Consider the following 23,059-nt stretch of genomic DNA (forward strand, 5'->3'; position numbering starts at 1 on the left):
CTCTCACCAGCGGCCGGGCAACCTGGGAGCCGGGCCCTACCGTCCCCTCACCCTCGGTGCCGGGCGAGCCGGGCCGCATGCGTCGGGGCGTCCGGGACGTCCGCCGGTCGGTCCACGGCGAACTCCTTGCGCAGCACCGGCACGACCTCCTCGCCGAGCAGGTCGATCTGCTCCAGCACCGTCTTCAGCGGCAGCCCGGCGTGGTCGATCAGGAACAGCTGGCGCTGGTAGTCGCCGGCGTACTCGCGGAAGGCCAGCGTCTTCTCGATGACCTGCTGGGGAGAGCCCACGGTCAGCGGCGTCTGTTCCGTGAAGTCCTCCAGCGACGGCCCGTGCCCGTACACCGGGGCGACGTCGAAGTAGGGGCGGAACTCACGTACCGCGTCCTGCGCGTTCTTCCGCATGAACACGTGCCCGCCGAGGCCGACGATCGCCTGCTCGGGAGTGCCGTGCCCGTAGTGGGCGTACCGCTCGCGGTACAGCTCGACCATGCGCTTGGTGTGGTCGGCCGGCCAGAAGATGTTGTTGTGGAAGAAACCGTCGCCGTAGTACGCAGCCTGCTCGGCGATCTCCGGGGAGCGGATCGAACCGTGCCAGACGAACGGCGGTACGCCGTCCAGCGGGCGGGGCGTGGCCGTGAAGCCCTGCAGGGGCGTGCGGAACTTCCCCTCCCAGTCGACGACGTCCTCGCGCCACAGGCGGTGGAGCAGGGCGTAGTTCTCGACGGCGAGGTTGATGCCCTGCCGGATGTCCTGCCCGAACCAGGGATAGACCGGGCCGGTGTTACCGCGCCCCAGCATCAGGTCCACCCGGCCGTCGGCCAGGTGCTGGAGCATCGCGAAGTCCTCGGCGATCTTCACCGGGTCGTTGGTGGTGATCAGGGTCGTGGCCGTGGAGAGGATCAGCCGCTCGGTGCGGGCCGCGACGTAGCCGAGCATCGTCGTGGGGGACGAGGGCACGAAGGGCGGGTTGTGGTGCTCACCGGTGGCGAAGACGTCGAGGCCCACTTCCTCGGCCTTCAGCGCGATGGCCACCATGGCCTTGATCCGCTCGCGCTCCGTGGGCGTCCGGCCGGTGGTGGGGTCGGGCGTGACGTCGCCGACGCTGAAGATCCCGAACTGCATGCTCGCTCACCCTCCATGTTGTTTACCGTTCAACGATATCGCGAGAACGGCGACCCGCGTGGGGCTATTCCCAGGAGGGGCATGCCGGCCCGACGCCCGCGCCGGGACCCGCACGTCCACCGCGGGCCGCGAGAACGGCGACCCGCGTGGGGCTACTCCCAGGAGGGGCATGCCGGCCCGACGCCCGCGCCGGGACCCGCACGTCCACCGCGGGCCGCGAGAACGGCGGCCCAAGTGGGGCTACTCCCAGGAGGGGCATGCCGGCCCGACGCCCGCGCCGGGACCCGCACGTCCACCGCGGGCTCCGGCACCGCCATCCAGCACCCCACCGTGTACCCCCCGGGGAGGTCCGGCACCGGCGGCGAGGACCCGGGCCGGACACCGGGGCCCGGCCCGGCCGTCAGGGCACGAGCACCAGCCGCCCCCGCACACCGCCCTCGTCGAGCCGGGCATGCGCCTTGGCGGCATCCTCCAGCGCGAACGTCTCGGCCACCCGCGTCGTCAGCACCCCCTCGTCCACCAGCCGCACCAGCTCCGACAGCTGCGCCCCGTCCGCACTCACCTCGACCGCGCTCGTCCGCACCCCCCGGACGGAGGCCGGCTCCGCCTGCGGAATGACCCCGACGTACCGGCCCCCGTCGCGCACCGCGGCCAGGGCCGGCTCACCGAGAACGGCGGCGTCCAGCACCGCGTCGAAGTCCCGGTCAGCGACCGCGCCGCTGACGAAACGCCCGGCACCCAGGGACCGTACGAACGCCTCGTCCCCTTCCCGGGCCAGCCCGGCCACCGGTATCCCCCGGTGCGCGGCCAGCTGGACCGCGTACCCCCCGACAGCCCCCGCCGCACCCGTCACCAGCAGAGACCGATCCGGCGTCAACTCCAGCAGATCCAGGGCCTGCAGGGCGGTCAGCGCGTTCAGCGGCAGGGTCGCCGCCCGGACGGCGTCCACCGTGACGGGCGCCAGGGCCACCGCGTCGGTGTCCACGACGGCGTACTCGGCGTGGGTGCCCAGCGGCTTGACCATGCCGTAGTCGAGCGCCACCACCTCGTCCCCGACGCTCCACGCACTGGCCACACCCACCGCGTCCACCGTCCCGGCGACGTCCCAGCCGAGCCCGATCCGCTTGCCCGCACCCCCGAAGACACCGGCCCGCACGCCCGCGTCCACGGGATTCAGCGAGGCCGCCGCGACCTTGATCCGCACCTGACGCGCACCCGGCTCCGGCACCCCGGCCTCCACGACCTCCACGACCTCCGGCCCACCGAACGAGTTCACCACAACAGCACGCACAGCGACGCTCCTTGGATTGTCGGTATCCGGGACGTCCTCCCGGCCCGCACAACCCTAGGAAGAGCTACTATCCATCAGTAAGTAGTTACCTACGAGTGCGTACGTACCCCGGAGGTGAGCCATGACCACCATGACGGCGGCCCAGCGGCGCGAGCGGGCCCGCATCGAGTACGACGCCTTCCTCAGGAGCTGCCCCACCAACCAGCTCCTGGACCGCATCAGCGACAAGTGGGTCAGTCTCGTCGTGTCGGCCCTCGCCCCGGGCCCCCTGCGCTACAGCGACCTCGGCCGCAAGATCGCCGGCGTCAGCCCGAAGATGCTCACCCAGACCCTGCGCTCCCTGGAACGCGACGGCCTCCTCACCCGCACCGTCACCCCGTCCGTCCCGGTCCGCGTCGACTACGAGCTCACTCCCCTGGGCCACAACCTGGCCCTGCTCCTGACCGCCGTGAAGGACTGGGCGGAGAACCACTTCGACGAGGTCAGGGACGCCCGCGAGCGCTACGACGCCGACAGGTCCGGCGACTGACCGGCGGCGGCACCGGGAGGGACGTGCGGGCGTGCGAGGCTGACCGCCATGTTCGTACTCCGCTCCGCCGCCCTCTTCGTCCTCGCCGCCCTGCTGGAGATCGGCGGCGCGTGGCTGGTCTGGCAGGGCGTACGCGAACACAAGGGCTGGCTCTGGGCGGCCGGCGGCGTCCTCGCCCTCGGCGCCTACGGCTTCGTCGCGACGTTCCAGCCCGACGCCCACTTCGGCCGCGTCCTCGCCGCGTACGGCGGGATCTTCGTCGCCGGTTCGATCCTGTGGGGCGTGGTCGCCGACGGCTACCGCCCGGACCGCTGGGACATCACGGGCGCGCTGGTCTGCCTCGCGGGCATGGCCGTCATCATGTACGCCCCGCGAGGAAACTGATCCGACCCCTCGGGCGGCTCAGAACGGCTCGTCGGGCGGGAGCAGCCCCAACTGCCCCAGGAAGTCCATCTCGTCGAAGTACAGCCGGTAGTCGACGATCCGCCCGTCCTTCACGGTGGCGATGTCCACCCCGCGGATCCGGACCTCCTTCTGCGTCGGCGGCAGCGTCTCCCCGTTGGGCAGCTCCAGCGGCCCGGTGTTCCGCCCGCGGTAGATGCCCTCGTCGATCGCCGTGTCACCGGCCTCGTAGGAGTGCAGCGTCCGGAACGTCGCCTCGGGAACCGCCTCCGTCATGGTCCGCCAGTACTCGACGATGGCGTCGCGGCCGCGCAGCTCGCCCTCGTCGGGGGTGAAGGCGACCGCGTCCTCGGCGTACAGATCGGCGATGACCTTCAGATCGGCGTGTCCGGTGACCGCGTCGGTGAGCCGGTCCATGACCTCACGTGCCTCACCCATGATCCACCTCCAGGAGAACGGGGGATCACCCAGCCTCATTCTCCCACTGCGAGCCCCTTCTATCCTGGCCGCAGGTCCCGGCACAGACGCCGACCAGCCCACGCACCCGAGGAGCTCCCATGGCCACCGCCGCCCCGTCCGCAGCCTCCCGCATCGCCGTCGTCACGGGTGCGAGCAGCGGGATCGGCGCCGCCACGGCCCGGCAACTCGCCGCGGCGGGCTACCGCGTCGTCCTCACCGCCCGCCGCAAGGACCGCATCGAGGCCCTGGCCGAGGAGATCAACACGGCGGGCCACCAGGCCACGGCGTACGCCCTCGACGTCACGGACCGGGCGGCGGTCGACGAGTTCGCCACGGCGTTCAAGACGATCGGCGTGCTGGTCAACAACGCGGGCGGCGCGCTCGGCGCCGACCCGGTCGCCACCGGCGACCCGGACGACTGGCGCCGGATGTACGAGACGAACGTCCTCGGCACCCTCAACCTCACCCAGGCCCTGCTGCCGAAGCTGATCGCGAGCGGCGACGGCACGGTCGTGGTCGTCTCCTCCACCGCCGGCCACGGCACCTACGAGGGCGGCGGAGGCTACGTCGCCGCCAAGCACGGCGCCCACGTCCTCGCCGAGACCCTGCGCCTGGAGATCGTCGGACAGCCGGTCCGCGTCATCGAGATCGCCCCCGGCATGGTCAAGACGGACGAGTTCGCCCTGACCCGCTTCGGCGGCGACGAGGAGAAGGCGGCCAAGGTCTACCAGGGCGTCGCCGAACCCCTCACGGCCGACGACGTGGCCGACACGATCACGTGGGCGGTCACCCGCCCCGCCCACGTCAACGTCGACCTCCTGGTCCTGCGCCCCCGCGCCCAGGCGTCGAACACGAAGGTGCACCGGGAGCTGTAGAGCCGGCCCGGTCAGCCCTTCACGCAGACGACCTGCTTGATCCGCGCCACGACCTCCACCAGGTCCCGCTGCTGGTCGATGACCTGCTCGATCGGCTTGTAGGCGCCGGGGATCTCGTCGACGACACCGGAGTCCTTGCGGCACTCCACACCCTGGGTCTGCTGCTCCAGGTCCTTCGTGGAGAACCGGCGCTTGGCCGCGTTGCGGCTCATGCGCCGGCCCGCGCCGTGCGAGGCCGAGTTGAAGGACTTGGCGTTGCCGAGGCCCTTCACGATGTACGAACCCGTGCCCATGGAACCCGGGATGATCCCGTACTCGCCTGAGCCGGCCCTGATCGCGCCCTTGCGGGTCACGAGCAGGTCCATCCCGTCGTAGCGCTCCTCGGCCACGTAGTTGTGGTGCGCGCTGATCTCCGGCTCGAAGGTGGGCTTGGCCTTCTTGAACTCCTTGCGGATCACGTCCTTCAGGAGCGCCATCATGATCGAGCGGTTGTGCTTGGCGTACTCCTGCGCCCAGAACAGGTCGTTGCGGTACGCCGCCATCTGCGGGGTGTCCGCGACGAAGACGGCGAGGTCCCGGTCGACCAGCCCCTGGTTGTGCGGGAGCTTCTGGGCCACACCGATGTGGTGCTCGGCCAGTTCCTTGCCGATGTTCCGAGAACCGGAGTGCAGCATCAGCCAGACAGAATCAGTCGTATCCGTGCACACTTCGACAAAATGATTGCCTCCGCCGAGTGTTCCCATCTGCTTCGTGGCGCGCTCCTGACGGAACTTGACCGCTTCCGCCACCCCGTCGAACCGCCCCCAGAACCCGTCCCACCCCGCGGTGGCCAGTCCGTGGAAGCGTCCCGGATCCACCGGGTCGTCATGCATCCCCCGCCCCACCGGAATCGCCTGCTCGATCCTCGACCGCAGCCGGGACAGATCGCCGGGCAGGTCGTTCGCCGTCAGGGACGTCTTCACCGCCGACATTCCGCAGCCGATGTCCACGCCCACCGCCGCCGGGCACACCGCACCCTGCATGGCGATGACCGAGCCGACCGTCGCGCCCTTGCCGTAGTGCACGTCGGGCATGACGGCCAGGCCCTTGATCCACGGCAGGGTGGCGACGTTCCGGAGCTGCTGGAGTGCCGAGTCCTCGACCGAGGCCGGGTCGGTCCACATCCGGATCGGTACCTTCGCACCCGGTATCTCTACGTACGACATAACACCCTCAATCCCCCGTAAACGAACAGAAGTCTTCAACAGCAAATACCGGAGCCAAGGTCGACGAAAAGGAAATCGGACCGGCATCCACGGCAGTGCGTGCGATACACATTGTGTCCATCGCCCGCTGTACGGCGGCAAGCCAATATCCGTGTCGAGAGGAGCCACCACGTGCAACGGAAGGCGTGGGTACCCGGGATCGCCGCGCTCCTCGCGGCGGCACTGGCCGGCTGCACCGGCGGCTCGGCCGACGGCGGCCCGACGGACGACTCCAACCCCGGTGACACCGGCACGGCATCTCCCGCCGCCGAGCCCGGCCGCTACCGCACCCTGCCCGAGCCCTGCGCCGCGGTCGGCGAGAGCATGCTCGACGAACTCCTGCCCGGTATCCGGCAGATCAGCGACGAGGAGCAGCGCGACAAGGCCTACGAGGGTGAGCCGACGAGCACGTTCGACACCGACCGCAAGGTCGGCTGCCGCTGGAAGGTGGACTCCCCGACGGCCACCGACCATCTGCTGATCGACTTCGAGCGGGTCGTCTCCTACGACAACGCCGTCAGCGACGACAGCCAGGCCGAGCAGCTCTTCGCGGAGCGGGAGGCCTCGGCCCATCTCCCCGAGCCGACCGCCACTCAGACGGCGGCCTCCGGCAGCACCCCGGCGGGCGGTGCGGCGGCACCGGCGAGCGGCTCCCCGGCCCCTTCCGGCTCCTCCTCGCCCTCGGCTCCGCCCTCCGCGGCCCCGACCGATCTGCAGCCCCGGGTGTTGGAGGACCTCGGCGACGAGGCCTTCCTCGACGACGGGCTGAACAGTTCCGGTTCGACGGCCAAGCAGCGGACCGTGACTGTGGCGTTCCGCACGTCCAACGTCATCGTGACCATCGAGTACGCGGAGCAGCCGGCGACCGTCGGTGTGGTCCCGGACAGCAAGGAAATGCAGGACAGGGCGCAGAAACTGGCCTCGCAGCTGGCGGATTCGCTGGGCGACTGAGGCCCCTTCACGGCCCCTTCACCCCCACCCGCAAAGCGCGCGAAGGAAGAACACACCGCTGCCTCACCGCGTACCGTGACCACTCGGACCCGTTCCGACCGCAGGGAACCACGAGCGTCATGAGTGAAGGAACCATGCAGCGACGAGCACAGCGAGTAGAGCGAGACCAGCGAGCGAAGCGCCTCGGCCGCGCCCTTGTCTGCGCGGCCGCCGTCCCCGTGATGCTGGTCGCCGCCGGCTGCTCCTCGGACTCCGGCTCCGGCGACAGCACGGACAAGGCCGCCAAGGCGGCGGCGTCGGCGTCCTCGAGCCCGTCACCGACCGTGCAGGCGGCGGCGTACGACAAGCTTCCGGAGCCGTGCAAGGCGCTCTCGAAGAAGACGCTGAAGACCCTCGCGCCGAAGAGCAAGTCCGGCAAGGAGGGCAAGTCGGACGACATCTCGACGCGCGCCAGCTGCTCCTGGAACAGCCTCGACAACAACGGTGTGAAGGGCTCGCAGTTCCGCTGGCTGAACGTGTCGATGCTGCGTTTCGAGTCGGACGTCGCCCGCGGCCCGGCCGACAAGCTGGCCCAGGAGTACTTCGAGAAGCAGGTCCAGGAGGCGCAGGCCGCCGAGGGCGCGAAGAGCGTCAAGACGGAGCCGGTGGCCGGTACGGGCGACCAGGCGACGGCCGTGCACTACGACCTGAAGAAGAAGGAAGGCACCTTCAAGCAGCAGACGATCGTGGCGCGCGTCGAGAACGTCGTGGTCACGCTCGACTACAACGGCGCCGGTCTGGCCGGCGACAAGACGCCGAGCGGCGGCGACCTGCTGAAGGACGCGAAGAAGGCCGTCAAGGAGGCCGTGGACGCGGTGTCGACCGCGAACGGCGAGGGCGGTGGCACGGCGGACAGCGCCCCGTCCGCGTCGTCGAAGCCGTCGAAGTCGCCCTCGAAGTCGGCGTCCGAGGAGGCCTCGGACGAGCCCTCGAAGGACGCCTCGGCCTCGCCGTCGAAGAAGCCCGCGTCGAAGAGCTGAGCAGGTCCGACAGGAACCGGCCACCCGTTCCCCGCACACATGTGCCACCCTGTTGCGCGCAACAACACGCAAGGGGAGGGGAGTACGGGTGGCCGCGCCACTGCAACTGACTCGGATGCACCGCGTTCTCATCGGCGTGGTCGTGGCCGGCGCCGTGATCATCGCCGGCATCGGCTTCGCCGGTTCGTACGCGGCGGTCCGCGAGTTGGCCCTGAAGAAGGGCTTCGGGAACTTCTCCTACGTCTTCCCGATCGGCATCGACGCGGGCATCTGCGTCCTGCTGGCCCTGGATCTGCTCCTCACCTGGATCAGGATCCCGTTCCCCCTGCTGCGTCAGACGGCCTGGCTGCTGACGGCGGCGACGATCGCCTTCAACGGCGCGGCCGCGTGGCCGGATCCGCTCGGTGTGGGCATGCACGGGGTGATCCCGATCCTGTTCGTCGTCTCGGTCGAGGCGGCCCGGCACGCGATCGGCCGCATCGCCGACATCACGGCCGACAAGCACATGGAGGGTGTCCGCCTCACCCGCTGGCTCCTCTCCCCCGTGCCCACGTTCCTCCTGTGGCGCCGCATGAAGCTGTGGGAGCTCCGCTCCTACGAGCAGGTCATCAAGCTGGAGCAGGAGCGGCTGGTCTACCAGGCGCGGCTGCGGTCGCGGTTCGGGCGGGCGTGGCGCAGGAAGGCGCCGGTGGAGTCGCTGATGCCGCTGCGGCTGGCGAAGTACGGGGTGCCGTTGGCGGAGACCGCACCGGCGGGGCTGGCGGCCGCGGGGATAGAGCCGGCCTTGATACCGCCGGCCCCGCAGCAGGCTCTGGGCGCGGCGGAACCGACAACGCTCGCGGCGGAACCGACAACGCTCGCGGCGGACGCCGCCCTCGCTGCGGCCGGTCGCGCCGCCGGGGCGGCCCAGGTGGGCGCGGCGGCACCGCGCGGCGGGGAGCGTCCGGAGAGCGACAGCGCCCCCCGCGCACAGCAGCCCGACCCCGCACCGGAACCGGAACCGGAACCGGACCAGAGCCCCTGGTTCAACATCCCTCGCGAGGTCGAGTACCAGGGCGGCTACGACCCGGCCTTCGACCCCGACCGGTACGCCCAGTGGATCGCCGAGCCCCCGCAGGCCGAGCAGCACCTCGACCAGTCGCAGGAGGTCCTCTCCCCGGAGGACACCGGCAGCTTCCCCATCCCGGTGGGCCCGAACCGCACGCGCGAACTGGGGGACGGCGGCGGCACACCCCCCGCTCCGGGGCCGGACGAGGAGGCGTACTACCAGATCTTCCGTGAGTCGATAAAGAGCGGGAACGGAGCGCCCACCCCGCGCGGGTTCATCGCCGATGTCGAGACGACGTACGGCGTCACGCTGGACGAGGCCGAGTCCAAGCGCATGGTGAACCGATTCTCCAACCGCCTCAACGCGGAGCTGACGGACGAGCACATCGCCTGACCCGCACCCGCACGCGGAAAAGGGGCCCTCACCCGAGGGCCCCTTTGCGTCGTTACGGCGACGGTTCCCTACGCCGCGAGCAGCGCCCGCACCCGGTCCTGCCCGACCGCCAGCAGCAGCGTGGGCAGCCGGGGCCCGGTGTCCCGGCCCACCAGCAGGTGGTACAGCAGCGCGAAGAAGGACCGCTGGGCGGTCTTGATCTCCGGCGGCAGCTCCTTCGGCGTGGCGTCGGCGGAGAACCCGGCCTGCACCTTCGGCACGCCGTAGACCAGGTGCGTCAGCCCGTCGAGCGACCAGTGGTCGGCCAGCCCGTCGAGCAGCAGCCGCAGCGACTGCTGGGAGGCCTCGTCGAGCGACTTCAGCAGCTCGGCGTCCGGCTCGTCCCGCACGATCGTCCGCTGGTCGGCGGGGACGTGCGTGTTGATCCAGGCCTCGGCCTTGTCGTAGCGCGGGCGCGCCTCGTCGAGCGAGGTCAGCGGCTGGTCGGGGTCGAGCTCGCTGAGGATGCGCAGCGCCTGGTCCTCGTGCCCGGCGGTGATGTCGGCGACGGACGCCAGCGTCCGGTACGGCATCGGCCGGGGCGTCCGGGGCAGGTCACCGGCGGCCGTGCCCACGGCACGCGCGTGCGCGGCCACGTCGGCCGGCAGGGCGCTGCCGTCGGCGACCTTGGCGTCCAGGCGGTCCCACTCGTCGTAGAGCCGCTGGATCTCCTGGTCGAAGGCGACCTTGAAGGACTGGTTGGGCCTGCGGCGCGCGTACAGCCAGCGCAGCAGCTGAGGCTCCATGATCTGCAGGGCGTCGGCCGGGGTGGGCACGCCGCCCTTCGAGGACGACATCTTCGCCATGCCGGAGATGCCGACGAAGGCGTACATCGGCCCGATCGGCTGCTTCCCGCCGAAGATGCCGACGATCTGCCCGCCGACCTGGAACGACGACCCCGGGGAGGAGTGGTCGACACCGGAGGGCTCGAACACGACCCCTTCGTACGCCCACCGCATCGGCCAGTCGACCTTCCAGACCAGCTTGCCGCGGTTGAACTCGTTCAGCCGGACCGTCTCCGAGAAGCCGCACGCGGTGCAGGCGTACGTCAGCTCGGTGGAGTCGTCGTCGTAGGACGTAACGGTGGTGAGGTCCTTCTCGCAGTTGCCGCAGTACGGCTTGTACGGGAAGTACCCGGCGGCGGTGGAGCTGCCGTCGTCCTCACCGGCCGCGCCGGAGCCCTCGGCGGCCTCCAGCTCGGCCTCGTCGACCGGCTTCTGCCCCTGCTGCTTCTTCGCCGGGGCCTTCTTCGTGCGGTACTGGTCGAGGATCGCGTCGATGTCGCCGCGGTGCTTGATCGCGTGCAGGATCTGCTCGCGGTACACGCCGGAGGTGTACTGCGCGGTCTGGCTGATGCCGTCGAACTCCACGCCCAGCTCGGCCAGTGACTCGATCATCGCGGCCTTGAAGTGCTCGGCCCAGTTCGGGTGCGAGGAGCCCTTGGGCGCCGGGACGGACGTCAGCGGCTTGCCGATGTGTTCCTGCCAGGCCTCCTCGTCGACCCCGGCGATGCCCTTGGGCACCTTGCGGTAGCGGTCGTAGTCGTCCCAGGAGATCAGGTGCCGCACCTGGTGGCCGCGGCGGCGGATCTCGTCGGCGACGAGGTGCGGGGTCATGACCTCGCGCAGGTTGCCGAGGTGGATGGGGCCGGACGGGGAGAGCCCGGACGCGACGACGACGGGTTTGCCCGGGGCCCGGCGCTCCGACTCCTCGATGACCTCATCCGCGAAACGGGAGACCCAGTCGGTGGTCTCGGTGCTCTGAGCCACGATCGGCACGTCCTTCTTTCTGCATCGGGCAGCCGGTACGGTCGCACGGCTGACCGCACCATTGTCCCAGACCATGTCGCGCCCGGAAAAACGGCTTTACCCCCATGGGATACTGGCCGGGTCCATCGATTTCCCCTAGGAGAACGGCACCCTCGCCCATGGCCTCGGTCACGTCCCTCAGCGACTCCGTCCACCAGCGCCTCGCGGCGGCCCTGTCGGCGGCTCTGCCGCAGGCCGGCTCCGCGGACCCGCTGCTGCGACGAAGCGACCGGGCCGACTTCCAGGCCAACGGGATCCTGGCCCTCGCCAAGAAGGAGAAGGCCAACCCGCGCGAGCTGGCCACGCAGGTCGTCTCCCGGGTCGAGTCGGGTGAGCTGATCAAGGACGTCGAGGTCTCCGGCCCCGGCTTCCTGAACGTCACGATCACCGATCGGGCGATCACCGAGACCCTCGCCGCGCGCTACGCGGACGACACCGGCCGCCTCGGCGTGCCGCAGGCGCAGCAGCCGGGCACCACGGTGATCGACTACGCCCAGCCGAACGTGGCCAAGGAGATGCACGTCGGCCACCTGCGCTCCGCGGTGATCGGCGACGCGGTGACGCGGCTGCTGGAGTTCACCGGCGAGTCCGTGGTCCGGCGCCACCACATCGGCGACTGGGGCACCCAGTTCGGCATGCTCATCCAGTACCTGGAGGAGCACCCGCACGAGCTGGACCACAAGGCCGACGAGGTCTCCGGCGAAGAGGCGATGTCGAACCTCGACCGCCTCTACAAGGCCGCCCGCAAGTTCTTCGACTCCGACGAGGAGTTCAAGACCCGCGCCCGGCGCCGGGTGGTGGACCTCCAGGCGGGCGACCCGCAGACGCTGGCCATGTGGCAGAAGTTCGTCGACGAGTCGAAGATCTACTTCTTCTCCGTCTTCGAGAAGCTGGACATGGAGATCCGCGACGCGGACATCGTCGGCGAGTCGGGTTACAACGACATGCTCGCCGAGACCTGCCGCCTCCTGGAGGAGTCGGGTGTCGCGGTCCGCTCCGAGGGCGCCCTCTGTGTCTTCTTCGACGACATCAAGGGCCCGGACGGCAACCCGGTCCCGCTGATCGTGCAGAAGTCGGACGGCGGCTACGGCTACGCGGCGACCGACCTCTCGGCCATCCGCGACCGGGTCTTCAACCTCAAGGCCGACAGCCTCATCTACGTCGTGGACGCCCGCCAGTCGCTCCACTTCAAGATGGTCTTCGAGACGGCCCGGAGGGTGGGCTGGCTGGGCGACGACGTGAAGGCCTACCAGCTGGCCTTCGGCACGGTCCTCGGCAAGGACGGCAAGCCGTTCAAGACCCGTGAGGGCGAGACGGTCCGGCTGGTCGACCTCCTCGACGAGGCGATCGACCGTGCCTCGGCGGTCGTCCGCGAGAAGGCCCAGGACCTCTCCGAGGAGGAGATCGCCGAGCGTGGCGCCCAGGTGGGCGTCGGCGCGGTGAAGTACGCGGACCTGTCGACGTCGGCGAACCGCGACTACAAGTTCGACCTGGACCAGATGGTCTCGCTCAACGGCGACACCTCCGTCTACCTGCAGTACGCCTACGCCCGTATCCAGTCGATCCTGCGCAAGGCCGGCGAGGTCCGCCCGGCCGCGCACCCCGAGCTGGAGCTGCACGAGGCGGAGCGCGCGCTCGGCCTGCACGCGGACTCGTTCGCCGCGACGGTGGCGGAGGCGGCGACGGAGTACGCCCCGCACAAGCTGGCGGCGTACCTGTACCAGCTGGCGTCGCTGTACACGACGTTCTACGACAAGTGCCCGGTCCTCAAGGCCGAGACGCCCGAGCAGATCGAGAACCGCCTGTTCCTCTGCGACATCACGGCCCGCACGCTCCACCAGGGCATGAAGCTGCTGGGCATCCGGACACCCGAGCGCCTCTGAGCCCGGGCTCCGGCCGACGGCCCCGAGGGCGGCACTCCCCTGTGGAGTGCCGCCCTCGGGCGTTACGGAACAACCTCAGCACCGACGGGCCAGGCGTGGCCGGCCACATGAGGTTGGTGACGCTCGCGCGGAGGCGTGAGGCCGGAGGACGGTTTCCGGCGGCGGTGTGAGGCCGGTGGTGGTTGGAGTGGACGTTCCAGACCGTGATCGCCCGAGCTCGTAATGCTTCAGAGGTCCACTGTCCGGCGTACACCGGCCTCGGCGGCGACGTGCGTGATCGGACGGGGTCGGCAGCGCTCCGCGAGGCTTCGGCGTCCCTCGATGTTCAAGGGGACGTTCGCATGTGTCACCGGAACACCTCGGTGCTCCGGCCTGCAGTGATGGCGGTGAGGAGGGGGAGCGCGATGAGCGGCGCGACCGCGACGAGGAGTCCGCTTGCCCAGAGCGGCCCGAGGTCCCCGGCTTTCGGCCGGCGCACGTCCCTTCTTGTCGGGTGAGACCAGCGTGGCGGCAGCCGTCAGAGCGACGGCAAGGAACCCTGCGTTCGCGAGCGCGGCGACGACCCAATGTCCCGCGACAGCCGGGGCCGTGAGCGCTTCGACGCCCGGGTCCGATGCCGCCCCGGGTCAGCGCCGGGCCGTGGTGTTCGCGCCGTCCAGGGCCTCCCGGATGATGTCCGCGTGCCCGGCGTGCTGGGCGGTCTCCCTGAGCAGATGCAGCAGGATCCGGCGCACGGACCAGTGCCCGGGGTCCGGCGGGGACCAGGGCGTTCGCGGCAGCGGCACGCTCACGTCCAGGTCCGGCAGCGCGGCCACTGCCTCATCGGTGGCCCGCGCGGCCGACTCGTAGCGCTCCAGCAGCGCGGCCAGCGTGTCGCCCTCGGCCATCCGGTACTGCGCCATGTCCAGCATGCCGTCGGGCAGTTCGCCGTCGGCCTTGGTCATCAGCTGCGTCCACGTCTGCTCTCCCTGGGCCAGGTGCTTCACGATGCCGCCGAGGGTCAACTCGCTCACGGTCGTACGCTCCGCCGCCTGCGCGTCGGTGAGTCCCCGCACGGTGAGCAGCAGCAGGGCGCGCTGCTCCGCGAACGCCGTCAGCAGGTCCGTCTTCTCCGAGGAAGTGGTCATGCCCCGAACGGTAGGGCGCCAATAGGTCAGCTCCTGTCCGCTATGACGGGCACGGGGCAGGCCGGGATGTCAGTGGCCGGCTCTACAGTCACCACCATGGCGACTCTTCCCAACCCCCTGCCGACGCTGGCGGCAGACCCGAGCGGCGGCTCGCTCGGCCTTCGGCTCCCCGCCGGGACGCTCCTCGACACCACCGACGAGGGCCCCTGGCACGAGCCGCTGCTGTGGTGCGCGGACGGGCGGGCCCTTCCGGGCGGCTGGGCGGCACTGGAGCCGGCCCGCCGGGCGGGACTGCTGCCCCTCGTGCTGGAGACTGGCGACGGCCATGGCGGGCCGGACCGCTGGGAGTTGACGCCCGGCGAGGTGTCCTACCCGGGGGACCACGACGCGGAGGAGGTGCTCGCCGGGTACTGGGAGGAGCACGCCGCACAGGACGAGGCATGGCCCGGACCGGCCGGGCCGCTCGACCAGGGCCGGGACCCGGACGCCCTGGCCGCCGACGTCGCGGGCACCCTGCTCGGCGACGGCGGCCCGTTCAAGGAGCCCCGCCTCGCCCTGGTCCCGGCCCGGCGCAGCGCGGACCTCCCGACGGCGATCGGCTGGACGGGCCCGGCGAACCACGAGGGCGACACGGCCCGGCTCAGCGCGGTGCTCCGCTCGTGGGAGGACCGCTTCGGCATACGCGTCGTAGCCCTGGGCTTCGATCACGTGCTGGTGTCCGTGGCGAGCCCGCCCACCACCCCGGCCGCCGCACAAGCCGTCGCCGCCGAGCACTTCGCGTTCTGCCCCGACAACATCCACCAGGGCACGGACCCGACCCTGCGGGCCTACGCCGATCACCAGGTCCTCAACCAGCGGACGTGGCACTTCTGGTGGGACTGAGCCCCTCCCCCAGCCGGCGCAGCCCCTCCCCGATCTCCTCGGGCGTCTGCGTCACGAAGCACAGCCGCAGGGTCGTCCGGTCGGGCGTGCCGGCGTAGAAGGGCGCGCCGGGGACGTAGGCCACGTTCTGCCGGACCACCTGCGGCAGCAGGGCCGTCGTGTCGTACGGCTCCGGCAGGCGCGCCCAGAGGAACATGCCGCCCTCGGGCCGGTTCCAGGTTGACCCCTCGGGCAGTGCCCCGGCGAGCCCGGAGAGCATCGCGTCGCGGCGTTCGCGGTACACGCCGGCGACGCGGGCGACATGGGCGTCGAGGTCGTTGTCGGCGAGGTAGCGGGCCGCGGCGAGCTGGTTGACGGTCGGGGTGTGCAGGTCGGCGGCCTGTTTGGCGACGGCACAGGCGCGCCTCGGCTCCCCGGGCGCCCGCAGCCAGCCCAGCCGCAGCCCGGGCGCCATGACCTTGGAGAAGCTGCCGAGCAGCACGGTCCGGTCCTCGGCGCCCGGGTGGGCGGCGATCCACGGCACGCGCTCACCGTCGTAGCGCAGCTCGCCGTAGGGGTCGTCCTCGATGATCCACAGGCCGCGCCGGGCGGCGACGGCGGCCACGGCGGCGCGGCGTTCGGCGGGCAGGGTCCGGCCTGTGGGGTTCTGGAAGGTCGGCACGGTGTAGAGCAGCTTGGGCCGCTCCCGCACGACGAGTTCCTCCAGTGCCCCGGGGTCGACGCCGTGTTCGTCGCCGGGCACGGCCACGATCCGCGCCCCGGCGAAGCCGAAGGCCTGAAGTGCCGCCAGATAGCAGGGGTTCTCGACGAGGACGGTGTCCCCGGGTTCGAGGAGCGCGGTGGCCAGGAGCGAGAGGGCCTGCTGGGATCCGGTGGTGACGAGCAGGTCGTCGGGGCCGGTCGGCAGACCGCGCGCGGTGGTGCGGGCGGCGAGCGCGTCCCGCAGTGCGGGTTCGCCCTCGGTGGTGGAGTACTGCAGCGCCCGCGCGGGCTCCTCGGCGAGGACGGCCTCGTACGCGGCGGCGATGCCCCGGGCGTCGAACAGCTCGGGCGCCGGGAGCCCGCCGGCGAAGTTGATCACCTCGGGGCGGGCGGTGACGGCGAGGATGTCCCGTACCGGAGAGCCGCCGATGGCCCGAGCCCGCGCGGCCAGGGGCGGCACGGGAGAGTGGGTGGGCAGGGGCTCGGCGACGGTCATGACACGGCTCCTTCGGCTGCGGTGACGCCTGGTGCCCCGCAGCCTAGGGAAATACGTGCCACCTACAAGCAGGTTTCCGGGATCCGGACGCCGGGCGCGCACGGACGCGGCGCCCGGAACCCGCGGCTCACCCCTTCGCGCCGATCGCCGCGTACACGTTGATGTCCGCGTCCGTGACGTCGTTGATGTCGCGGTACCGCACCTTCTCGATCTCCTCCAGCCCGGCGAGGAAGGACTGCTCCGGCTGCTCGGGGACCGGAGCGGCGTGATCGGGCCGCCAGCGGTGCGCGGGGACGACTCCCGGGTCGGCGATCTCCAGCTGGTTCTCGGTGAAGAACCGCTCGACGTCGGCCCGGGAGCGCAGCACGAAGGTGAAACCGCGTTCGGTGTAGGTCCGTTGGACCGCGCGGATGTTCTCGGGGTTGAGGTCCTCGGTGAGGTGGCTCAGCACCAGCCGGCTGCCGACGGGCAGTTCGTCGAGCAGCCCGCTCACCAGCGGATAGGCCTCCTCGTCGGCGACGAAGTGCAGGATCGCCACCAGGCAGAGCGCGACCGGCTGGTCGAAGTCCAGGGTCTTGGAGGCCTGTTCGAGGATGCGGGCCGGGTCCCGGAGGTCGGCGTCGATGTAGTCCGTACGCCCCTCGGGGCCGCTGGTCAGCAGGGCGCGTGCGTGCGCGAGCACCACGGGGTCGTTGTCGACGTACACGACCCGCGACCCGGGTGTGATGCGCTGCGCGATCTGGTGCACGTTCTCGGCGGTGGGCAACCCGGTCCCGATGTCGAGGAACTGCCGGATGCCGTCCTGCTCCACGAGCGTGGTCACCGCGCGCCGGAGGAAGTCGCGGTTGTGCCGGACGTCGAGGTACCCGCGCGGGTTGGCGGCCAGCGCGGCGGCCGCCGCGTCCCGGTCGGCGGGGTAGTGGTCCTTGCCGCCGAGGAAGACGTCGTAGACCCGGGCCGGGTGCGCCTTGCTGCTGTCGATCCTCCTCTGCAGCTCGGCGGGATCCTGGCTGAGGGCGTCACCGGACATGGACGGCTCCCTGAAGAGTGTGTAGTTCAATCAACAACCACTACGACGGTCAACAACCCAACGGTTCAACTGATGTGATGGTGCCCGTGCAGAACGACATCCGAGCGACGACGACCCTGTGGCGCCCCACCGGCCCCAAGGAGCTGGACCTGGTCCGGGGCCTCGACTGGCGCGCCTGGCCGCCCCGGCTCCCCGAGCAGCCGATCTTCTACCCGGTCCTCGACGAGGACTACGCCATCAAGATCGCCCGCGACTGGAACGTCAAGCACGACGGCGCCGGCTTCGTCACCCGCTTCGAGGTCGACACCGAGTTCCTGACCCGCTACCCGGTCCAGCAGGCCGGGGGCCGCACCATCCTGGAGCTGTGGGTCCCGGCCGAGGAACTCGACGAGTTCAACGCCCACATCGTCGGAAAGATCGAGCTGGTCCACGAGTTCCGCTGAGCCGCCCCCGCGCGGCTACTGCGTGGTCCCCTCCTCGACCCACTTCTCGCCGCCCAGCGGGAACTCGTAGGCCGGACGCCCGTTGTTGCCGCTCGTACGGAAGGGCCGGCCGTGGTCGTCCACGGTCAGCGTGCCCGTCCGGCCCCCGCTGGACCAGGTCAGCTCCAGGTACCAACTGACGTCGTACGCGGAGGCGTCGGCCCGGATGTAGTACATCTCGGGGTCGCTCTCACTGACCTTGAAGGGGAAGTTCGCGTGCCCCGCGTCCGGCACGACCCCGGGGCGCGCGGCGTCGAGGGCGACCGTGAAGAACCTGGTCGGCACGCCGCCGCCGCAGCCGACGCCCGGATACCCCATGGCGTAGTCGTTCCACGCGAGCGGCGCACGCTTGCCGGCCATCCGGACCGTCAGCGCCTTGACGACCACGGTCTCCTCGCCCCTCCCCTGCACGGTCAGCTTCAGGAACTGCTCCCCCGACGGCACGGCCCCCATCGCCGCCACCCAGCCGGGCGCGCCCGGCTCCGACGGTGGCGGCTCGACCTGCCCCGGCGGCAGATTCACCAGATAGCGCTGGGAGCAGGGGCTCTCCCAGGCGTGCGGCTCCGTGGTCACCGTGAGGGGAGCGGCGGCGGGGGCGGTGTCACGGCCCGGGCGGCGGGCACCGCTGGTGGCCGAGGCCGAGGCGGGAGGCGCCGAGGCACTGGCCTTCTCCTCCTTCTCCCTGTCCTTGCCCAGGGTCTTGTCCTCGCTGCTCTTGGAGGGCGAAGGTGCCGAGGGCGACACGGAGGCCGCCCGGCCCTCCCTCTCCGGCGCTCCGGCACCACCGGAGGCCACCGCCGCTCCACGCCGCCCCTCGTCGTCGGCCCCGCCCGAGGGAACGGCCACGGCGAGACCGACCCCACCGAGGGCCACGACTGCCGCGACACCGGCGAGGACGGCACGGCGGCGGCGCCGGCCCGCGGGCTGTTCCGGCGCGGGCGCGCCGGGGTCCGGGGACACCTCCGGCGCGGGTGCGCCGCCGTCCGGGGACACCTCCGGCGCGGGTGCGCCGCCGTCCGGGGACACCTCCGGCGCGGGTACGTCGGCGTTCGCGGACACCTCCGGCGCGGGTGCGCCGCCGTCCGGGGACACCTCCGGCGCGGGTACGTCGGCGTTCGCGGCCCCGGCCGCGCCCGGCGCCAGGACGTCGGCACCCGCAGCAGAGGTCACCTCCCCAGCGCCTCTCCCTGCACCGCCGTTCCCCGTGCCAGCGCTCCCTGTACCGCCGCTCCCCGTACCAGCGCTCCCTGTACCGCCGCTCCCCTTGCGCGCCCGCCCGGCATCCGCCAGCACCCACCGTCGGTGCAACTCGACAAGCTCCGTGGGCGACGCCTTGCACAGCCGGGCGAGCCGCTCCACCGGTGCGTAATCGGTCGGCACGGCATCCCCGTTGCAGTACCTGTGCAGCGTCGACGTACTCATGTGGAGCCGCTTGGCGAGCACCCCGTAGCTCAGCCCCGAGCGCTCCTTCAATTCCCCCAACAACGCGGCGAATTCCGCCGCAGTCGTGCCTTCCGACACTGCTCCTCCATGCCCCGTGTCCCGTTCCCCCGTTCCAGGGAATGACTGTTCTCCCTGGTCAGAGCATGCGCGGGCGTTCCAACGTCCCTGATCTCCCGCCTGGTCTGGCGGCCGGGACGGATCCCCGCACAAGCTCTGGTCATCCAAGCACGCCGCTCCCGGCCCACCGGCCGCGCGACCCACCCGGGCCTGCTTACCCACAGCCTTTGTCCGAAAGGAAACGCAAGCATGCGCAAGTACCGCGCCCTCCCCGTCGCCCTCCTGGCCGCCCTCACCCTGACGGCATGCCAGGACGGCACGGGCACGAAGGACGAGGGAGCCGCCCACCCCGAGCCGGCCTCGGCGACCGTCACGGCGACGCAGCCGGCCCAGGGCGGGAACAGCGGGCAGGACGACGACGGCACCGCGGACACCGCGGACACCGGCGGCACGAGGGACACACAGGCGACGGACACACAGGCCGCACAAGCCGCACAGGCCGGCCGGAAGGGCACGAAGGACGCGAAGGGCGCGAAGGGCACCACCGCGACCCGTGTCTCCTGCAACGGCTCCAACACCACCGTCACTGCCCGGCCGATCCGCCGCCCCGTCAACCACATGCTGCTCACGGTGAAGAACACCGGCTCGAAGCCGTGCGACCTCACCTACTACCCGATGCTGCGCTTCGACGAGATGCAGTGGGCGCCGCAGCCGATCGAGGACTCCCAGCCGCAGGCGGTGGTGACCCTGGCCCCCGGCGAGTCCGGCTACGCGGGCGTCTCGCTGTCGGCGGCCGACGGCAGCGGCGAGTGGGGCACCACCGGCCACAAGCTCACGGTCGGCTTCCAGGGCCGCACGCCGAACAGCGACGGCGGCCCCTCGGCGGTCCCGGCCCTGCCGGCCAAGGGCGTGTACTACGACAGCACGCTGACGGTCACCTACTGGCTGCGCGAGATGGACGACGCGCTGTCCTACTGACGCCCGGGACCGACTGACATCCGGGACCAAATGACCCTCGGAACCGGCTGACGCCCGGGACCGACTGACCCCTGGAACCGGCTGACGCCCGGGACCAACTGACCCCTGGAACCGACTGACGCCCGGGACCGACTGACGCCCGAGACCTACTGACCCCTGGGACCGGCTGACTCCCGAGCCCTACTGTTCCTTGAGCTTCTGGGCCACTTCGGTGGCCCAGTAGGTGAGGATGCTGCGCGCACCGGCCCGCCGGATGCCGGTCAGGGTCTCCAGGATCGCCCGGTCCCGGTCGATCCAGCCCTTCTCGGCGGCGGCCTCGATCATCGAGTACTCGCCGGAGATCTGGTAGGCGGCGACCGGCACGTCCACGGCGTCCGCGACCCGGGCGAGGATGTCCAGGTAGGGCCCGGCAGGCTTGACCATCACCATGTCGGCGCCCTCCTCCAGGTCCAGGGCGACCTCGCGCAGCGACTCCCGGACGTTCGCGGGGTCCTGCTGGTACGTCTTCCGATCCCCTTGCAGGGACGAGCCGACGGCCTCCCGGAAGGGCCCGTAGAAGGCGGAGGCGTACTTGGCGGTGTAGGCGAGGATGGCGACGTCCTCCCGCCCGATCTGGTCGAGGGCGTCGCGGATGACCCCGACCTGCCCGTCCATCATCCCGCTGGGCCCGACGACATGGGCTCCGGCGTCGGCCTGCACCTGGGCCATCTCGGCGTACCGCTCCAGGGTGGCGTCGTTGTCGACCCGCCCCTGCTCGTCGAGCACGCCGCAGTGCCCGTGGTCGGTGGTCTCGTCGAGGCACAGGTCGGACATGACGAGCAGGTCGTCCCCCACCTCGGCCCGCACGTCCCGCAGCGCGACCTGGAGGATCCCGTCCGGGTCGGTCCCGGGCGTCCCGAGCGCGTCCTTCTTCGACTCCTCCGGCACGCCGAACAGCATGATCCCGGAGATCCCCGCCGCGACCGCCTCCGCGGCGGCCTTCTTCAGACTGTCCCGGGTGTGCTGCACGACCCCCGGCATGGCCGTGATCGGCACGGGCTCGTCGACGCCCTCCCGCACGAAGGCGGGGAGAATGAGATCGGCGGGGTGCAGTCGGGTCTCGGCGACCATCCGACGCATCACGGGGTTGGTCCGCAACCGCCGCGGCCGAGTACCGGGGAAAGATCCGTACGTCGTCATGCCCTCTACGCTACGCCCGCCCCAAACGCCCCGATGCCGACGTCCTGTCGGCCCCGCCGCGCGCACGCGTACCACCTCCCGCGATGCGCCCGACAGCCCCCAGGTCCATCCTGAAACAGCAAGGACACGGACCCCGACGGCCCACCCCCGGCCGCCGCCGTCCCTCCGTACCCGCCCCACGGAGGACGCGATGACCGCCCCCCACCACACGCCCGACCTCTTCGCCCTCTCGGAGATCAACGGTCCCGTCCTGCGCCCCGGCGAACCCGCCTACGCCGACGAGGTCACCGGCTTCAACCTGGCCGCCCTGCACACCCCGGACGTGGCCGTGGGAGCGACGGGCCCGGACGACGTCGTCACCGCCATGCGCTGGGCGAACGCCACCCACACCCCCGTGGCCGTCCAGGCCACCGGCCACGGCGCCAACTTCCCGATCGAGCAGGGCCTGCTCATCAACACGGCCCGTATGACGGACGTGGACGTGGACCCCGCCACCCGCACCGCCACCGTCGCGGCGGGCGCCAAGTGGAGCCACGTCATGGCCGCGGCCGCCCCCCACGGCCTGGCGGGCCTGTGCGGCACCTCCACGGACGCGGGCGTCGTCGGCTACGCCCTCGGCGGCGGACTCCCGGTCCTCGGCAGGGCCTACGGCTACGCCGCCGACCTGGTCCGCTCCTTCCAGGTCGTCACCCCGGACGGGCACCTGCGCGAGGCGGACTTCCAGCACGAACCGGAACTGTTCTGGGCACTGCGCGGCGGCAAGGGCAACGTAGGCATCGTCACCTCGCTGGTGACCGAACTGCTGCCCCTGCCACGGCTCTACGGCGGCGGCCTGTACTGCCACGCCGAGCACACGAAGGCCCTGCTGGGCACCTGGAAGGACTGGACCCTCACCGTCCCCGACGCGATGTGCAGCATGTTCTCCGTCCTGCGCCTGCCGCCGATCCCGCAGATCCCCGAGCCCCTGCGCGGCGGCTTCTGGGCCCGGGTCGCGATCGCCTGGCCGGGCGACACGGCCGAGGGCGAGGCCCTGGTCGCACCACTGCGGGAAGCCGCCCCCGTGGCCGTCGACCTGATGGAGGAGATGGACTGCGCGGACATGGACCGCATCCACATGGAACCGCAGGACCCGCTCCCGGCACGGGAGTGCTGCATGCTCCTGAGCGACCTGCCTCCCGAGGCCGTCGACACGTTCCTGGAGCAGGTCGGCCCCGCGGCCGGCGCCGACCACCCGCTGCTGGTCGCCTCACTGCGGCACATGGGCGGCGCACTGTCCCGCCCGTCCGCCGTGGAGGACGCCGTCTGCGCCCGCGACGCCCGCTACTTCATGGAGTCGGTCGGGATCATGCCCGCCCCACCCGTGGCCGAGGCCGTCGAACGGGCCACGCGCAGCCTCTACACGGCCATGGCCCCGTACGGCACGGGCCGCACCATGGTCAACATCCACGGCACCCCCGGCGACGACCAGGACCGCGCCCGCGCCTGGACCCCGGAGGTCTACGAACGCCTACGCCACGACAAGGCCGTCTACGACCCGGACAACCTGCTGCGCTACGGCCACGCGGTGACACCCGCGTAGCCGCAGCAGTAGCAGTGGCCGTAGCCGCAGCAGTAGCAG

21 protein-coding genes and 1 pseudogene are annotated in these 23,059 nt (G+C 71.3%); 11 read left to right on the forward strand and 11 right to left on the reverse strand.

All coding sequences use genetic code 11. The annotated features are described in order from the left end of the window. Positions 1 to 47 precede the first annotated feature (47 nt). Together ACZ7EG_RS09850 and ACZ7EG_RS09855 are read right to left on the reverse strand one after the other, a co-directional pair. On the reverse strand, positions 48 to 1,124 hold the full coding sequence (locus ACZ7EG_RS09850; protein WP_471074712.1) for an LLM class flavin-dependent oxidoreductase: 1,077 nt from the start codon (positions 1,122 to 1,124) through the stop codon (positions 48 to 50). A gap of 400 nt (positions 1,125 to 1,524) precedes the next feature. After that, a complete protein-coding gene (locus ACZ7EG_RS09855; protein ID WP_471074715.1) occupies positions 1,525 to 2,415 on the reverse strand; it encodes an NADP-dependent oxidoreductase in 891 nt (296 codons plus the stop codon). Positions 2,416 to 2,536: 121 nt separating this feature from the next. Between ACZ7EG_RS09855 and ACZ7EG_RS09860 the strand changes: the two genes are divergently transcribed. Both ACZ7EG_RS09860 and ACZ7EG_RS09865 read left to right on the forward strand, forming a co-directional pair. Continuing rightward, positions 2,537 to 2,944: a winged helix-turn-helix transcriptional regulator gene (locus tag ACZ7EG_RS09860; RefSeq protein WP_471074718.1), complete on the forward strand. Its 408-nt coding sequence runs from the start codon at positions 2,537 to 2,539 to the stop codon at positions 2,942 to 2,944. Positions 2,945 to 2,992: 48 nt separating this feature from the next. Then, on the forward strand, positions 2,993 to 3,328 hold the full coding sequence (locus tag ACZ7EG_RS09865; RefSeq protein ID WP_351637858.1) for a YnfA family protein: 336 nt from the start codon (positions 2,993 to 2,995) through the stop codon (positions 3,326 to 3,328). A gap of 18 nt (positions 3,329 to 3,346) precedes the next feature. On the opposite strand, the gene ACZ7EG_RS09870 is transcribed toward ACZ7EG_RS09865, so the two are convergent. Further along, entirely contained in the window at positions 3,347 to 3,784 is a 438-nt protein-coding gene (locus tag ACZ7EG_RS09870; protein WP_471074722.1) for an ester cyclase, read from the reverse strand. 119 nt (positions 3,785 to 3,903) lie between these two features. Here ACZ7EG_RS09870 and ACZ7EG_RS09875 point away from each other — a divergent pair, with 119 nt between their 5' ends. Further along, positions 3,904 to 4,680: an SDR family NAD(P)-dependent oxidoreductase gene (locus ACZ7EG_RS09875; RefSeq protein WP_471074724.1), complete on the forward strand. Its 777-nt coding sequence runs from the start codon at positions 3,904 to 3,906 to the stop codon at positions 4,678 to 4,680. Between the two features lie 11 nt (positions 4,681 to 4,691). On the opposite strand, the gene ACZ7EG_RS09880 is transcribed toward ACZ7EG_RS09875, so the two are convergent. Then, complete coding sequence (locus ACZ7EG_RS09880; protein ID WP_471074727.1) at positions 4,692 to 5,885, reverse strand: RtcB family protein; 1,194 nt, start codon at positions 5,883 to 5,885, stop codon at positions 4,692 to 4,694. Between the two features lie 171 nt (positions 5,886 to 6,056). On the opposite strand from ACZ7EG_RS09880, the gene ACZ7EG_RS09885 reads away from it, so the two are divergent. From ACZ7EG_RS09885 to ACZ7EG_RS09895, 3 genes are all read left to right on the forward strand, one after another. Then, positions 6,057 to 6,875 (forward strand): DUF3558 domain-containing protein, encoded by an 819-nt coding sequence (locus ACZ7EG_RS09885; protein WP_471074730.1) that lies wholly within the window; start codon positions 6,057 to 6,059, stop codon positions 6,873 to 6,875. A 119-nt stretch (positions 6,876 to 6,994) separates the two neighbouring features. Beyond that, on the forward strand, positions 6,995 to 7,894 hold the full coding sequence (locus ACZ7EG_RS09890; protein ID WP_471074733.1) for a DUF3558 family protein: 900 nt from the start codon (positions 6,995 to 6,997) through the stop codon (positions 7,892 to 7,894). Positions 7,895 to 7,982: 88 nt separating this feature from the next. Next, positions 7,983 to 9,335, forward strand: coding sequence for a DUF2637 domain-containing protein (locus ACZ7EG_RS09895; protein ID WP_471074736.1), 1,353 nt, complete (start codon positions 7,983 to 7,985; stop codon positions 9,333 to 9,335). Positions 9,336 to 9,403: 68 nt separating this feature from the next. Here ACZ7EG_RS09895 and lysS read toward each other — a convergent pair whose 3' ends face one another. Beyond that, complete coding sequence (lysS, locus tag ACZ7EG_RS09900; RefSeq protein ID WP_471074739.1) at positions 9,404 to 11,152, reverse strand: lysine--tRNA ligase; 1,749 nt, start codon at positions 11,150 to 11,152, stop codon at positions 9,404 to 9,406. A 149-nt stretch (positions 11,153 to 11,301) separates the two neighbouring features. Here lysS and argS point away from each other — a divergent pair, with 149 nt between their 5' ends. Beyond that, positions 11,302 to 13,065, forward strand: coding sequence for an arginine--tRNA ligase (gene argS, locus ACZ7EG_RS09905; protein WP_471074742.1), 1,764 nt, complete (start codon positions 11,302 to 11,304; stop codon positions 13,063 to 13,065). 106 nt (positions 13,066 to 13,171) lie between these two features. Here argS and ACZ7EG_RS09910 read toward each other — a convergent pair. Both ACZ7EG_RS09910 and ACZ7EG_RS09915 read right to left on the reverse strand, forming a co-directional pair. After that, positions 13,172 to 13,318 (reverse strand): annotated as a pseudogene (locus ACZ7EG_RS09910) (IS481 family transposase); the annotation flags it as partial. Between the two features lie 373 nt (positions 13,319 to 13,691). Next, entirely contained in the window at positions 13,692 to 14,192 is a 501-nt protein-coding gene (locus tag ACZ7EG_RS09915) for a DinB family protein (RefSeq protein ID WP_471074745.1), read from the reverse strand. Positions 14,193 to 14,288: 96 nt separating this feature from the next. Between ACZ7EG_RS09915 and ACZ7EG_RS09920 the strand changes: the two genes are divergently transcribed. Then, complete coding sequence (locus tag ACZ7EG_RS09920; protein ID WP_471074748.1) at positions 14,289 to 15,074, forward strand: DUF4253 domain-containing protein; 786 nt, start codon at positions 14,289 to 14,291, stop codon at positions 15,072 to 15,074. Here ACZ7EG_RS09920 and ACZ7EG_RS09925 read toward each other — a convergent pair. Together ACZ7EG_RS09925 and ACZ7EG_RS09930 are read right to left on the reverse strand one after the other, a co-directional pair. After that, positions 15,040 to 16,272: an aminotransferase-like domain-containing protein gene (locus ACZ7EG_RS09925; protein WP_471074751.1), complete on the reverse strand. Its 1,233-nt coding sequence runs from the start codon at positions 16,270 to 16,272 to the stop codon at positions 15,040 to 15,042. The genes ACZ7EG_RS09920 and ACZ7EG_RS09925 overlap by 35 nt on opposite strands. Before the next feature lie 127 nt (positions 16,273 to 16,399). Then, on the reverse strand, positions 16,400 to 17,302 hold the full coding sequence (locus tag ACZ7EG_RS09930) for an SAM-dependent methyltransferase (protein ID WP_471074754.1): 903 nt from the start codon (positions 17,300 to 17,302) through the stop codon (positions 16,400 to 16,402). 86 nt (positions 17,303 to 17,388) lie between these two features. On the opposite strand from ACZ7EG_RS09930, the gene ACZ7EG_RS09935 reads away from it, so the two are divergent. Beyond that, complete coding sequence (locus ACZ7EG_RS09935) at positions 17,389 to 17,745, forward strand: hypothetical protein (RefSeq protein WP_471074757.1); 357 nt, start codon at positions 17,389 to 17,391, stop codon at positions 17,743 to 17,745. 15 nt (positions 17,746 to 17,760) lie between these two features. On the opposite strand, the gene ACZ7EG_RS09940 is transcribed toward ACZ7EG_RS09935, so the two are convergent. Beyond that, entirely contained in the window at positions 17,761 to 19,305 is a 1,545-nt protein-coding gene (locus ACZ7EG_RS09940; RefSeq protein WP_471074760.1) for a helix-turn-helix domain-containing protein, read from the reverse strand. Between the two features lie 228 nt (positions 19,306 to 19,533). Here ACZ7EG_RS09940 and ACZ7EG_RS09945 point away from each other — a divergent pair, with 228 nt between their 5' ends. Continuing rightward, positions 19,534 to 20,262: a DUF4232 domain-containing protein gene (locus tag ACZ7EG_RS09945; RefSeq protein ID WP_471074763.1), complete on the forward strand. Its 729-nt coding sequence runs from the start codon at positions 19,534 to 19,536 to the stop codon at positions 20,260 to 20,262. A gap of 180 nt (positions 20,263 to 20,442) precedes the next feature. Here the strand turns inward: ACZ7EG_RS09945 and hemB are convergent, their stop codons facing one another. Further along, on the reverse strand, positions 20,443 to 21,441 hold the full coding sequence (gene hemB, locus ACZ7EG_RS09950; protein WP_471074766.1) for a porphobilinogen synthase: 999 nt from the start codon (positions 21,439 to 21,441) through the stop codon (positions 20,443 to 20,445). A 190-nt stretch (positions 21,442 to 21,631) separates the two neighbouring features. Here hemB and ACZ7EG_RS09955 point away from each other — a divergent pair, with 190 nt between their 5' ends. Further along, positions 21,632 to 23,020 carry an FAD-binding oxidoreductase gene (locus ACZ7EG_RS09955; RefSeq protein WP_471074769.1) on the forward strand — a complete coding sequence of 463 codons (1,389 nt, stop codon included), beginning with the start codon at positions 21,632 to 21,634 and terminating at the stop codon, positions 23,018 to 23,020. Positions 23,021 to 23,059: the final 39 nt, after the last annotated feature.

This window comes from Streptomyces sp. NPDC037100, assembly GCF_055606225.1.